Here is a 13,043-nt window from a genome sequence, read left to right on the forward strand (position 1 = left end):
GTATTTCCTGCAAGCCTGGATCTGCAAGTTGGGCGGTTGTGAGGTGGCGAAAGCAGCCCGAAACGGGCTCGATCCCATGCTGGTAGATGAGAGCTTGAGCCTTTTTTCGGCGCGCAACCTGCATTTTCGCGAGCGCTACTCCCTAAGCTTAATACAATTCTTTTCCACTTATCGGTGCAGGCTCCTCCCTCGCAGGGCTGGTCGTCAGCGCCTCGCCGTGGTGTTGCGACGTGCCGCAGGTGTAACCCGGGCTCGCCAGTGTTTACCGGTTGAAAATTGAGTATGGCTCCGTGTAGCGATTTCGGTGTAATCTTTGGCGCGCGCATTTGTGATGTTTGAGCTCAGCGCGCGCGATGCATGACTTTTGATTGAATTAACATTGATGAATGGCAAGGGAAAATAATGCTTAAACTCGAAGACGTAAAGTTGGCCATAGTAGGTCTCGGTTATGTGGGCTTGCCATTGGCAGTTGAGTTTGGCAAAAAAATGCAGGTTGTAGGCTTTGATATAAACCTGCGCCGGGTCGAGGCGCTGAGGGCTGGTCACGACGCGACTCTTGAGGTTTCTGATGATGAGCTTGGGGGAGCATCGGGGTTGAGCTTCACCTCTGCCTTGGACGATTTGTCCGCATGCAATATCTATATCGTTACCGTTCCGACGCCCATCGATGAGCACAAGCAGCCAGATCTGACTCCGCTGATCAAGGCGAGCGAGTCTATCGGGCGGGTATTGAAAAAAGGTGACATTGTTATCTATGAGTCAACAGTTTATCCGGGTGCAACCGAAGAAGACTGCGTTCCGGTACTGGAGAAAGTCTCCGGGCTGAAGTTCAATATCGATTTCTATGCGGGCTACAGTCCGGAGCGTATCAATCCGGGCGATAAAGAACATCGCGTTACTACCATCAAGAAAGTGACGTCTGGCTCGACCGTAGAGGTGGCAGATCTGGTAGACGAACTCTACAAGACCATCATTGTGGCGGGTACCCACAAAGCTACGAGCATCAAAGTAGCCGAGGCTGCCAAGGTCATTGAAAATACACAGCGCGACTTGAATATCGCACTGATCAACGAACTAGCCCTCATTTTCAACAGGCTGGGGATCGATACTCAGGCAGTTCTGGAGGCCGCAGGGACGAAGTGGAACTTTTTGCCGTTCCGTCCAGGATTGGTCGGTGGCCATTGCATTGGTGTGGATCCTTACTACCTTACCCATAAGGCACAATCCATAGGTTACCATCCAGAAATTATTCTGGCCGGACGTCGACTGAACGACAACATGGGCGCCTATGTCGTATCGCAGTTGGTGAAGGCTATGCTCAAGCGCAAAATTCATGTGGATGGTGCGAGAGTGCTGATCATGGGGCTGACATTCAAGGAAAACTGCCCTGACCTCCGTAATACAAAAGTCATTGACATAGTCAATGAACTGACAGAATTCAATATCGTCGTGGACGTTTACGATCCTTGGGTCGATTCTGCAGAAGCGATGCATGAATATTCGATTACCCCTGTTAGCCAGCCGCTGGCCGGGTCTTACGACGGTATCATTCTGGCTGTAGCGCATAACGAGTTCGCTGCCATGGGACCTGAAAGTATTCGGAGCCTGGGCAAGGCTGAGCACGTTCTTTATGACCTAAAATATTTGCTCGATGCTTCCCAGTCGGACCTGCGTCTGTAAATGTCAAGCGGGCGAGTTCCTCGCCCATCTGACATCGATTTTAAAATATCAAGACAAGAGAACGCCATGAGTCGCTTCGAAGAAGTAAAAGCTGAAATGAAAAAAGATTCCAAGGTCTGGTTGATCACTGGTGTTGCCGGATTTATCGGGTCCAATCTGTTGGAGACTTTGCTCCAACTGGATCAGCGAGTGGTAGGTCTTGATAACTTTTCAACCGGCCACCATTACAATCTGGATGAGGTGCAGGCTGCCGTCACTCCAGAGCAATGGGCCCGTTTCGTACTGATTGAAGGCGATATTCGAAATATCGATGATTGCCGGAAGGCTATGAGTTTTTCCGCGCAAGAATCTGTTTCTGTCGATTATGTTCTGCATCAAGCGGCTCTGGGATCGGTCCCGCGTTCTATCAATGATCCGATTACTACGAACGGCACCAATATCGACGGCTTCCTGAATATGCTGGTCGCAGCGAAGGACGCCAAGGTCAAGAGTTTCACCTACGCCGCCTCCAGTTCCACCTATGGTGATCATCCCGCGCTGCCAAAGGTAGAGGGGGTCATAGGGAAGCCTCTTTCGCCCTATGCGGTCACCAAGTATGTTAACGAGCTATATGCTGAAGTGTTCTCCAGTACATATGGCCTGCATAGCATTGGGCTTCGCTACTTCAACGTATTTGGAAAGCGCCAGGATCCTAATGGTGCATATGCTGCTGTGATCCCAAAATGGACCGCCGCCATGATTAACGGCGAGGAAGTCTTTGTTAATGGAGACGGTGAGACGAGTCGGGATTTCTGTTTTGTAGAAAACGCTGTGCAGGCCAACATTCTCGCTGCATGTGCCAGTGCTGAGGCAAAGAATAATGTCTACAACGTAGCTGTTGGTGATCGTACCACGCTTAATCAGCTGTTCTCCGGCATCAACGATGCCTTGTCGAGTGCGGGCGTAAGCTCTGATTCAAGTATCGTTTACCGAGACTTCCGTGCAGGTGATGTAAGGCACTCGCAGGCCGATATTGGCAAAGCCAGAAGCCTGCTAGGTTATGATCCTGTATTTAATGTCGAAGCCGGACTGCTGAAGTCGGTAGATTGGTATATCTCTTTCTTTGCGAGAAGTTGATTCCTGTGGCTAGGGGTATCTGCGCAATTACAGTTCTTTTAAACAAGCTGTGCATGTTTTTGTTGCTTTTCAGTTTGGCTCATGTTTTGGGTATAGAGCTGTATGGCGAGTTTTCGTACAGCTACGCCATCATAACTGGTATAGCGACCGTAGTCGGTGAAGCCTTCAGTGTTGCTTTTAGTCGTTATGTGGTCTTCAGTGAGGGCAAGGCTGACTATAGGACTTTCCTAGGCTTGATGATATGGGGTGGAGCCGCGGTGGGAGCGCTTTGTGTCATCGTGCTCAGTCTATTCTCTGCTCCGGCTTCATCTTATGAGCGCAACGCTGACTACCTACTGTTTGCAGCTTTCATACTCGGTTTTGCCTGTGTATGTAATCTGACCATTACAGGGCTTATGTATACGGTCGAAGCGTCCGTGAAGTGGGCGCTGGTCTTGGCAGCTCATGGTCTGACGGGCCTGTTGGTAGTGATCGCCGTGGCAAGCTTTTCAAAGCGTGTGGAGTTTTCGCTCCTGGCGCTGGGCTTGTGCACGTTGATTGCCCCTGCTATCGGTTTCCAGATCATGAAGGCCAATGCTGCGGGTGGTGTCCGGGGCCTTCAGAGGGTCATCTTTTCTTTTCGGGAAATGAGCTCGACGTTGTCCCGCTCAGGGGTACCTGCTGTTGCAGGGAGCATGCTTCTCGGGGCCCCTGTCCATATCATCTGTCTGATGATTTTTGCCAACGCCAGCTCCAGCGCGTCTGAGGTTGGTTATTTCAACCTGTTTTTCCTGTTCTACATTCTGGTGACTGTGCTCCCAAGTGCTCTTGCCTCTTATGTCGTCGTCCGGCTCGCAGGGCTTGATGGGCGTGCGAGCAGGCTGTATTTGCTGTTGGGTGCTGCCGCCTCCATCTTGTTGCCCTTGCTGATGTTTTTTGCCCGCGATCTGTGGTTGTGTTATCTCGGCGACGGGCTCTGTGAGAAGAAAGAACTTCTCGGCTTCGCTCTGTCTGCGGGCGGGCTCGGTTTGATGACTACGATCATGACCCAGGTAATGCACAGCAAGCGTATGACATGGATCGTATTATCGGCCAGCGTTGTATATGCCGTCATTTATCTGCTGTCGACGATGTTCGCAAGTACTGGAGGGAGCATGTTGGCCGTCAGTCTTTTCAGGTGCTTTGTGTATGCTCTCATCGCTCAAATGCTGGTTCTCATTGTGTTGGGACTGCGTGGGTTGCTGCGGTGAGTGACTGGGAATCGGTGAACCGGATGCTTGGGGAGGGGGCGAATATCAAGCTCGCCTGCTGGTTGGGCTCCAAGACTTTGTTGGATTAGGCTTATGATCATATTGCTGGTTTTGATGTGTTTGTTGATTTTGGTCTCGCAGTGCATTATGTGCCTGCTGTCCAAAAAATATTTGATAGCACTGTATACCGTCTGTTATTCGGTGCCTTTTCTCGGTCTCATAAGCTGCTTGTGGAGTGATACGGTCACGTTGTGGCCAATAGGTGGATATGATTTCTCCGTAGATGATGCTTTTGTGCTGAGGCTTACGTTGGTATGGAGCCTCGGCGTTGCCGGTGGATTGTTGGCCTTCCTCCTTTCGCTACTGACACCCGTGAGGAGTCTGGGAGCACGGCGAAGCAGTTTTTTTTCACCTGCGGACTTCAAGGCGGCAGGCGTACTGTTCTTTGTGGCCTGTGTCGTGCTTATTGGCTATCGGTTCGTTAATATAGATTCGATGCTCGAGGCGTTTACAGGGACTGAGTCGGTGATGGTATTTTCCATCATTGCTGTGGTCGCCTTGGCCTTGGTCTATCCGTCCCGGCTAGTAACAGTGGCATCTGTGCTGCTGGTGCTGTCCTACTGCGTTGCAAATGCAATGACAGGCGATAGGGACTTTGTGGTGCTATTCGTCGCTTGCATGCTCGGGCTTATGTACCGCTATAGCAGTTTGATCAAGCTGAAAACGCTGTTCTTCGTCAGCCTTTTTATGCTGCTGCTGTTGTCGAGTGGTGTGGTGATTTCCATGGTCCGGATGGATGTTGTGCTGACATCAGACAATATCGCTCAGTTTTTCCTGTTCAACTCTTGGAATGCGGTGATTTTGCCTCTTGTTGAACAGTTGACGCATTTCTGGGATGGGGAGCATCTGCGATATGGCCAAACTTACATAGATATGTTCCTTTCGTTGGCTCCATCTCCGGTCTACTCGCTGTTCGGGATGATGAAGCCGATTTCGGTGGATAATCCTGCGCTCTGGTATATTATTACAGGCATGGGGGGGATTCACGTTGCAGGTGTTGCATTTGAGAATTTTGGACTGTTCGGTGTTTTCATAAATGGTTTTATTAGTGTATGTTTTTTGCGGCTGATTGACTCGGGCTTTCGCGAGAATGACTATCTGCGCACGCTTCTCTATATGCTTTGCGCTTCGTCCGTCATGCACTGGACTTGGTATGGTGAAATGTATCTTCTTAATGCGCTGGTTTTCTATTTGATGTCTCTGGCGCTGTTTTTGATCATCAGGCTTCTTCGCGTTTAAGTTAATGGATGAATGAGCGTTCTCGCTGTTACGGGGGAATGCTTGATTGAGCTATATTCAGGGGTGAGGGGCGCAATAGCCTGTCGCCTCTTCATGTCGGATGTTGCGCCAGGCCGACATTCTTTCAGCGCTGAGCTGTATGTTGCACGGGCGTCGAGTGAGCCTGATAGCCCTAAGTCCGGGGCGTGTGGTCCGCCGATTCTTGCCTGCTGCGTACGGGTCTTCTGCGACTTACGCCCTTGCTATTTTTCTGAAGATGCTACAGAATCGATCCTGTTACAAAATATTGACTATTTCCGGTGCATTCCATTATAAGTGGCAGTTAAGTCAGTTGCTTTCGGAGTGTCAATCGATGATTTTGAGCGTGCGATGAACATTCCAGTCAAGCCAACGAACTCCCCCCCGCAAGAAGCAGTTGATGTAAGAGAGCTGATAGGCAGTCTCTGGGATCAGAGGGCGATTGTTCTGCTGATTACTGCATTGACGGTTGCGGCGGCAATTGCATATGTTGTGTGGGCGACTCCGGAGTATGAGGTGGAAACCTTCATTCGGCCTGTCGCTCAAGCGGATCTGGATGAGTTGAACAGCTCCGGTGTGTACAAGCTTCAGCCAAGGGATGCGCTCATCCGCGTGGGCTCGTCCATGCAGTCGTATGATGTTCGCCTGAGCTTCTTCCGCGCGAATCCGCAATACCTTGCACCGCTTCAGGAGCCAGGCCAGACCATCGAAAAGACCTTCGAAAAATTCAATGAGAAGTCCTTTTCGCTGGAAAGCGTTGATCCGGGTAAAAGCAAAAATCTTACAGAGAGTCTTCTTTTTTCGGTTAGATACCCGCAAGGCATCGATGGTGTGGGGCTCGCTAGAGACTTCACTAGCTACGTAGTCAACGCTGAGAAAGAGAAGGTCGCTTCCGACTTCAAGGTGTTGGTTGCTAACCGGATCGCTCAGGTCGAAAGGACTCTGGAGTCGAAGAAGGCCGCCTACGAGGCAGAAAAAGATTCCAGGATTGCCGCTCTTCTGGAGAAAGATCAGCTCAAGAAGCAGATGTTGCAGGATGAGCTCAAGGCGCTACGCGAGCAGCTGCAAAGTCGTAGGCAGAATCGCATCAAGGAGCTTGATGAGGCGATTGCCATTGCAAAAAGACTTGGCATCGTCAAGCCTACCACCCCTTCGACATTCAGTGATGAGGATCAGGCGCGCCAAAGTAACAACATGGTGCGTACCGAAGTCAATAATCAGGCCATTCCGCTCTACTTTATGGGCCAGTCAGTATTGGAGGCAGAACGCAGCACGTTGCAGTCTCGTCGCTCCGATGACTTTACAGAGCCGCGTGTTGACGAGATTCAAAAGGAACTCAGCCTGCTCGCGACAAACCGTGAAGTGGCGCTTCTCAGAAGGCGCGACAATGCAGAGTTGTTTTTGAAGGAGATTGCGGATATTCGCAGTGAGTTGGTGAGTTTGAAGAGATTGAGTGTGGACTTCGAGCATCTTGACCTAGCTCGCGTAGACAAGCTCGCGATGGAGCCACAGTCTCCGATCAAGCCAAAGAAAGCCATTATTGTCGGCTTTAGCCTGATGTTTGGATTCTTGCTTGGCTTGGGCGTCGTAGTGATGCGGCGGGCAATACAGACACATCAAAAGCGCCATTATTAAGGCGCTGATAGCCAGCCCCTTCCCTTGCTATCCGTCTTCGAAGTGGAATCTCTTTGAGGGCGGATTCTCGTGATTCATAGTGGCCGTGATCCTGCAGCTTAAGCCCTGTGCGAAAGGTATCTTTTAGCTTTCGGTACACTTTTGTACAAGTCCTGGTGCTTGCGGTTGATCCTGTTGCTCGCCTCCGCCGGCGTTCTGGCAGCCCCGGTGGTTTGGCGGATCTGTCACTCTTGTACTCTTCTTCGAAAGACCGCTCGCTCGTCAGTCGCTGATGCGTCATTACCATCGTTGTCTTGCTGCCGCTTCTGATCGCCTGTATCGATCATGTTGTTCATCACGCCGTTGCTTGTGTGCATGATGAGCGCTCCTACCCTCGTAGCGCTGTACTCATCCTGGATGTGTTACCGGGCAGTTCATGACTGATAGTTCACTAATCAGCGGAGGAGCGTTCTTTCGGCGAGAGGTGCGAGTCAGGCTGCCCGCTGAGGAAGAGCATAGTCGCTCTCGGTTTTTACCAGACCCTTCTCGGCGCGTCGTCTGTAACCTACTCGAAAATGCGACTGCGTCGCGGGTGCTGCGATTTTTCTATTGCCATGGCATTTGCACGGCAGGTTTGTCAGACCTGCCTCATTGAGCCTTCCTAGCTGTCGGTTTCGGTTGGCTGTGGGGCTAAAAATTGGTAAAAGACTGCCTGCGTTCTCCATGTGTTTTCCGAAGAGCGCGATCATTCGCTAGGATGGCACTTTGCTCTCAGCGAGCTCTGATATTTTACCGGTTTTCTGTTTCGGGATGCTTGGTGTCTCCGGGCGCAATAGGCCATTTTACTAAGGATTGAGTGTATACATGTGTGGTTTCGCAGGGTTGATGGCGAATAACGTGGGGACGTTGGAAGGGCGTATCCAGTCTATGCTTGCACCGCTTTTTCATCGTGGGCCCGACGATAGCGGTGTCTGGCTCGACGAGCAGGCAGGCTTGGCCCTTGGCCACCGGCGGTTGGCTATTCTGGATCTGTCTGCCCACGGGCATCAGCCGATGCATTCGGTTTCCGATCGCTATGTAATCGTATTCAACGGTGAAATCTATAACTTTGCGATTCTGCGCAAGGAACTCGACTCAGCAGGCGCGACTTTAAGCTGGCGCGGTCATTCCGATACCGAGGTGTTGCTGGCAGCATTCGAGCATTGGGGGATTGAACAGACACTGCCTCGCCTCGTCGGCATGTTTGCAATCGCTGTTTGGGACAAGCAGGCACGGATGCTTACGTTGGCCCGCGACCGCCTGGGAGAAAAGCCTCTGTATTTTGGTCGGGTCAAGCAGGGTTTCTATTTTGCTTCGGAGCTCAAGGCGATCAGGGCTCAATGCGGGAAAGACCTTGTAGTTGACCGGAATGTTTTGGCTGATTATATGCGGTTTGGCTATATTCCTGCGCCGCACTCGATATACGAGAATATTTTCAAGTTGCAATCCGGTCACTTCTTGCAGGTGTCTGCGGAAGGCGTCGCGGGCGAGTCTCGGCCGTTTTGGAGTCTGGACAATGAGCGCGTTGCCAGCGCGAGAAGTCAATTCAGTCAAGCCAGTGACTCAGAGGTGCTGGACACCCTGCATCAACACCTTTCAACCGCAGTCGGTCTTCAGTCGTTTTCCGATGTTCCAGTGGGTGCATTTCTCTCGGGGGGCGTCGACTCCAGTCTGATCGTTTCGTTGATGCAGGCGCAGAGCTCGAGCCGAATTCGAACGTTCACCATTGGTTTTGAGGAAGAGGCATTCAACGAGGCACCTTATGCCCGTGAAGTTGCTCGGCACCTGGGAACTGACCATGCTGAAATGTATGTCAAGGCAATAGATGCAGCTGAATTAATTCCTTTATTGCCTCGTATATATGATGAGCCTTTCGCCGATTCTTCCCAGATTCCGACGGCCTTGGTTTCAAAGCTGACGCGTGAACATGTCACGGTTGCCTTGACTGGTGATGGTGGGGACGAGTTGTTCGCCGGGTATCCGCGCTATCCGATTACAGCCAATCTCTGGCGCAAGGTCAGCAAGGTGCCAATGTCTCTGAGAGCTGCGGTGTCTTCCGTTCTGACGGGGCCCTCTGCGGCCGGCTGGGACAGGTTGACCGGATTGCTCCCCAAGCGATACCACCGGTCGATCAATGGGCGCCGAGTCAATCGTCTAGGGCAATTGATCGAGTCGCGGAGCCTTGGTGAAATGTATATCCGCCTCATGTCCCACTGGCAACCAGAAGAAAACATCGTCATTGGCGGGCAGTGCAGTGGGTTCGATGGGTTCCCGGGGCTGGAGGAAGGCGACATTTCGGCAATGAGGCGTTGGGATGTCAAACAATACCTGGCGGACGATCTCTTGGTGAAGGTCGACAGGGCAACCATGCGCTCAAGTCTTGAGTCGCGAGCGCCGTTGCTGGATCATCGCGTTGCCGAGTTCGCATTCTCTCTGCCCGAGCGCTTTCTTGTGCGAGACGGTGTAGGAAAATGGGCATTGCGTCGCCTCCTCGATCGTTACGTGCCTTCAGAACTGATCGATCGTCCCAAGGCCGGCTTTTCTATTCCGTTGGGGGACTGGTTGCGTGGCCCGCTGCGAGAATGGGCTGAGGATTTGCTGTGCCCCAAACGCCTTGCCGAAGAGGGGTATCTGGATGCGGACAAGGTAGGGCGCGTCTGGCACGAGCATTTGCTTGGCAAGTTTGACCGCAGCGTACATATCTGGAACGTCTTGATGTTCCAGGCCTGGCTAAGGGAAACGCAGGTTTCGGACGGCTATAGTGAGGCCTGCAAGAAAAAGGAAATTTTCAATTGAATATCGTTATCAACGCCTTTTCTGCCAGGCTGGGCGGCGGGCAAACTTATCTTATTAATTTGCTGAGGCATATTCCGGATCGTGCTGGCTTAAAGATCATAATCCTGGCGCCAGAGGGACTTAAACTTCCCGAGCACCCTGCGATCACTCGCCATTATCCTGAGTGGCCTGTTGAGAATCCCCTCACCAGAACCCTCTGGGAGAAGTTGCTGTTGCCGGCCTATCTGCGGAAGGTCAAGGCGGACATATTATTTTGCCCTGGTGGAGTGGTCGCCGGTTCGGTCCCGCAGGGGTGCAAGGTCGTCACCATGTTCCGCAACATGATACCTTTCGACAAGCGAGTATTGGGCTATATTCCCTTTGGCCTGCAGCGGGTCAGGAACTGGCTGTTGTACCGTGCCATGTTGCGCAGCATGTCAGAAGCAGATCTCACTATCTTCATCTCCGATTATGCACGAAGCGTTATTGAGGGGCTGACGAAAATCCCCAACCCGGTAACGATCCCGCATGGCATCGGAAAAGAGTTCAGGGAGGTGGATGCGAACGTTGCACGTCCTCAGCGTCTGACCAAAGAAAGCTATATCCTCTACGTATCTCGTTTTGACGTTTATAAACATCACCATGAGGTTGTCAGTGCGTATGCGAGTTTGCCAGATAACTACCAGAAGCAGTTTCGTCTGGTGCTGATAGGCGAGTCTGATCTGCCTGGCGCTGAGCGGGTGCATGAGCTGATCAGGAATCGTGGTCTCGTTGATCGAGTGAGTATTCTGGGGGCGGTCCCGTATTTGGAGCTTCCAGCATACTATCGACATGCGGAGCTGGTAGTGTTCGCCTCTTCTTGTGAAAACTGCCCGAATATCCTGCTTGAGTCCTTGGGCGCGGGGCGACCGGTGCTCTCGTCCAACGTCATGCCGATGCCCGAGTTTGCGGCAGAGGCAGCCGAATACTTCTCTCCATTCGACCCCGACGATATCGCCAGGGCAATGGTAAGGGTGCTTTCAGACGAGGAACACTCTCGTCGTCTTGCCGAGGCTGCTGTAGTGCAGGCAAATAAATTTGATTGGGCGAATACCGCTAAATCTACCTGGTTAACCATATTCAAGTCAGTCGATAATGCACAGTAATTCGGGGTCGAATAAGTTGAAGATCTTGGTGGTGACTCAGTACTTCTGGCCTGAGTCATTCATTATCAATGATATTGTTCGACATCTTCATGAGCAGGGCCATGAGGTCGTTGTGGCTACCGGAAAGCCGAACTATCCAGAAGGCAAATATTTTGCCGGTTATGGGTTTTCCGGCACGCAGCGAGATCGTTATCTCGATAAGATCGAGGTGTTACGTGTACCGATGTGCGCTCGTGGTGCGGGTGGTGCAAAGAACCTGATTCTAAACTATTTGTCGTTCGTCTTCTTTGGTTCGCTTGCGTTTCCCTTCATGCTTCGTAAGCGAAAGTTTGATGCCATTTTTGTATTTGCCATGTCTCCTTTGACCCAGGCAATTCCGGCCATTCCCCTGAAATATATAAAACGGGCGCCGCTGACGGTTTGGGTCCAGGACCTCTGGCCAGAAAGTCTGGCTGCTACCGGCTATATCAAAAACAAGCTGGCGTTGAAGATAGCCGGCTATGTGGTGAAAGGAATATATGCCTTTTGCGATTCGCTTTTCGTTCAGTCAAAAGCGTTTTTCGAGCCTGTTGCGCGTTATGCCAGTCGCGACAAGATAGTTTACTACCCGAATAGTATCGACGCCGTTCCGGTTACGCCGTCCGGTGTAATCCCTGACGACCTGATTCAATTGCTTGATCGGCATTTCTGTGTTGTTTTCGCCGGCAACCTGGGAACCGCTCAAGCATTGGAAACCATTGTCCAGGCTTCGCTCAGTCTCCGTGATGACCCGGAGATTCGTGTGGTTCTGGTGGGTAGTGGTAGTCGTTTCAACTGGTTGAAAGAGCAAAAGGACCTGCACGGACTGGACAATCTCATTTTGCCCGGTCGCTTTCCGATGGACATGATGCCGCAGGTTTTCGAGCGCGCCGGAGCATTGCTTGTTACCCTGAACGCCGACGAGATCTTCACTCAGACAATTCCCAGCAAGGTGCAGGCGTATCTTGCCGCGGGAAGACCGATCATCGCGTGCTTGAATGGTGAAGGAGCCAGGGTTGTGGTGGAAGCGCAGGCAGGTATGGCGACGCCAGCCGAGAAGGCGGGACCGCTTGTCGAGACAATTCAGCGGATGAAGGCGTCTGGAAAGGAAGAGCGTGACAGAATGGGCAGGAACGGCAGGGCTTACTTTGACGCGTATTTTGATATGCGGCATCAGGTTGAGTCTCTGGTGGAAATGCTTGGAAAAGCCGGTGGAAAGGAGTAGTTATGCGGGTTTTGGTGCTGGGTGTGACCGGAATGCTGGGCAACGCGGTGTTCAAGGTCTTCGATAATGACGATAGTCATGAAGTGTGGGGGACATTGCGTGGCGTCTCGGGGTTGCGGAACTTTCCGCAATCGAGCCATTCCCGGTTGGTCCCGGGTGTTGATGTGCTGGACCAGCAGGCTCTCGTTGATGTACTCAACAAGGTTCGTCCTGAGGTGGTCATAAACTGTGTCGGTCTGATCAAGCAATTGGCAGATGCGAAAGACCCTCTCACGGCATTGCCCATCAACTCCATGTTGCCGCACCGGTTGGCAGCCCTGTGCTCGCTTGCGCAGGCACGATTGATACATGTCAGTACCGACTGCGTGTTTTCAGGTCGCCAGGGAAACTATCATGAGAATGATACTTCTGACGCTGAGGATCTTTATGGAAAGTCCAAGTATATCGGCGAGCTGCATGATCTGTCGGGTGCTATCACTTTGCGCACGTCAATCATCGGGCATGAATTGAACTCATCTCAATCTTTGGTTGACTGGTTCCTTTCCCAGGAGGACACGGTCAAAGGATTTTCCAAGGCTGTTTTCTCAGGCCTTCCAACCGTTGAACTGGCGCGCGTCATGAAAGATTATGTCTTGCCTCGACCGGAGCTGTGCGGCCTGTATCACGTTGCGGCACAGCCCGTGTCCAAGCTTGAGCTTTTGCGCCTTCTGGCAAAGCAATATGCCAAGGATATTAAAATAACGCCTGATGACAATCTGGTTATTGACCGCTCGCTTGATGGCGGGCGTTTCAGTGAAGCCACCGGTTATGTGGCCCCTTCCTGGCCTGAACTGGTTCGGATCATGTGGGAAGGGCGTTGATTTCTTGTCTCAGGTGAGCCATGAG

At 51.9% G+C, this 13,043-nt stretch carries 10 protein-coding genes; 9 read left to right on the forward strand and 1 reads right to left on the reverse strand.

The genetic code is table 11. From position 1 onward, the window contains the following. Positions 1 to 402 precede the first annotated feature (402 nt). The 5 genes from tviB to ACPFMA_RS07495 all read left to right on the forward strand — a co-directional run bounded on the left by tviB (position 403) and on the right by ACPFMA_RS07495 (position 6,977). Entirely contained in the window at positions 403 to 1,680 is a 1,278-nt protein-coding gene (gene tviB, locus ACPFMA_RS07475) for a Vi polysaccharide biosynthesis UDP-N-acetylglucosamine C-6 dehydrogenase TviB (protein WP_064304948.1), read from the forward strand. 66 nt (positions 1,681 to 1,746) lie between these two features. Continuing rightward, positions 1,747 to 2,796: an NAD-dependent epimerase/dehydratase family protein gene (locus tag ACPFMA_RS07480; protein ID WP_064304947.1), complete on the forward strand. Its 1,050-nt coding sequence runs from the start codon at positions 1,747 to 1,749 to the stop codon at positions 2,794 to 2,796. A gap of 53 nt (positions 2,797 to 2,849) precedes the next feature. Then, on the forward strand, positions 2,850 to 4,025 hold the full coding sequence (locus ACPFMA_RS07485) for a hypothetical protein (protein WP_064304946.1): 1,176 nt from the start codon (positions 2,850 to 2,852) through the stop codon (positions 4,023 to 4,025). A 93-nt stretch (positions 4,026 to 4,118) separates the two neighbouring features. Next, a complete protein-coding gene (locus ACPFMA_RS07490) occupies positions 4,119 to 5,324 on the forward strand; it encodes a hypothetical protein (protein WP_425929916.1) in 1,206 nt (401 codons plus the stop codon). 342 nt (positions 5,325 to 5,666) lie between these two features. Further along, entirely contained in the window at positions 5,667 to 6,977 is a 1,311-nt protein-coding gene (locus ACPFMA_RS07495) for a Wzz/FepE/Etk N-terminal domain-containing protein (RefSeq protein WP_425929917.1), read from the forward strand. A 224-nt stretch (positions 6,978 to 7,201) separates the two neighbouring features. Here the strand turns inward: ACPFMA_RS07495 and ACPFMA_RS07500 are convergent, their stop codons facing one another. Next, a complete protein-coding gene (locus ACPFMA_RS07500; protein ID WP_276204520.1) occupies positions 7,202 to 7,333 on the reverse strand; it encodes a hypothetical protein in 132 nt (43 codons plus the stop codon). Between the two features lie 487 nt (positions 7,334 to 7,820). On the opposite strand from ACPFMA_RS07500, the gene asnB reads away from it, so the two are divergent. From asnB to ACPFMA_RS07520, 4 genes are read left to right on the forward strand one after another with little or no spacing between them, the layout of a single operon-like run. Next, a complete protein-coding gene (gene asnB, locus ACPFMA_RS07505) occupies positions 7,821 to 9,791 on the forward strand; it encodes an asparagine synthase (glutamine-hydrolyzing) (RefSeq protein WP_064304943.1) in 1,971 nt (656 codons plus the stop codon). Then, a complete protein-coding gene (locus tag ACPFMA_RS07510) occupies positions 9,788 to 10,915 on the forward strand; it encodes a glycosyltransferase family 4 protein (protein ID WP_425929918.1) in 1,128 nt (375 codons plus the stop codon). Before asnB ends, ACPFMA_RS07510 begins: the two co-directional genes overlap by 4 nt. Before the next feature lie 16 nt (positions 10,916 to 10,931). Next, a complete protein-coding gene (locus tag ACPFMA_RS07515; RefSeq protein ID WP_425929919.1) occupies positions 10,932 to 12,158 on the forward strand; it encodes a glycosyltransferase family 4 protein in 1,227 nt (408 codons plus the stop codon). A 2-nt stretch (positions 12,159 to 12,160) separates the two neighbouring features. After that, positions 12,161 to 13,018 (forward strand): dTDP-4-dehydrorhamnose reductase family protein, encoded by an 858-nt coding sequence (locus ACPFMA_RS07520; protein WP_064304941.1) that lies wholly within the window; start codon positions 12,161 to 12,163, stop codon positions 13,016 to 13,018. Positions 13,019 to 13,043 lie beyond the last annotated feature (25 nt).

Source organism: Pseudomonas sp. NyZ201 (assembly GCF_049860765.1).
GTDB lineage: Bacteria > Pseudomonadota > Gammaproteobacteria > Pseudomonadales > Pseudomonadaceae > Aquipseudomonas > Aquipseudomonas bharatica.

What these genes read in the sequence shown, in the direction of transcription:
- tviB (WP_064304948.1), top strand. Translation starts at nt 403, where the DNA reads ATGCTTAAACTCGAAGACGTAAAGTTGGCCATAGTAGGTCTCGGTTAT.
- ACPFMA_RS07480 (WP_064304947.1), top strand. Translation starts at nt 1,747, where the DNA reads ATGAGTCGCTTCGAAGAAGTAAAAGCTGAAATGAAAAAAGATTCCAAG.
- ACPFMA_RS07485 (WP_064304946.1), top strand. Translation starts at nt 2,850, where the DNA reads ATGTTTTTGTTGCTTTTCAGTTTGGCTCATGTTTTGGGTATAGAGCTG.
- ACPFMA_RS07490 (WP_425929916.1), top strand. Translation starts at nt 4,119, where the DNA reads ATGATCATATTGCTGGTTTTGATGTGTTTGTTGATTTTGGTCTCGCAG.
- ACPFMA_RS07500 (WP_276204520.1), bottom strand. Translation starts at nt 7,333, where the DNA reads ATGCACACAAGCAACGGCGTGATGAACAACATGATCGATACAGGCGAT.
- asnB (WP_064304943.1), top strand. Translation starts at nt 7,821, where the DNA reads ATGTGTGGTTTCGCAGGGTTGATGGCGAATAACGTGGGGACGTTGGAA.
- ACPFMA_RS07520 (WP_064304941.1), top strand. Translation starts at nt 12,161, where the DNA reads ATGCGGGTTTTGGTGCTGGGTGTGACCGGAATGCTGGGCAACGCGGTG.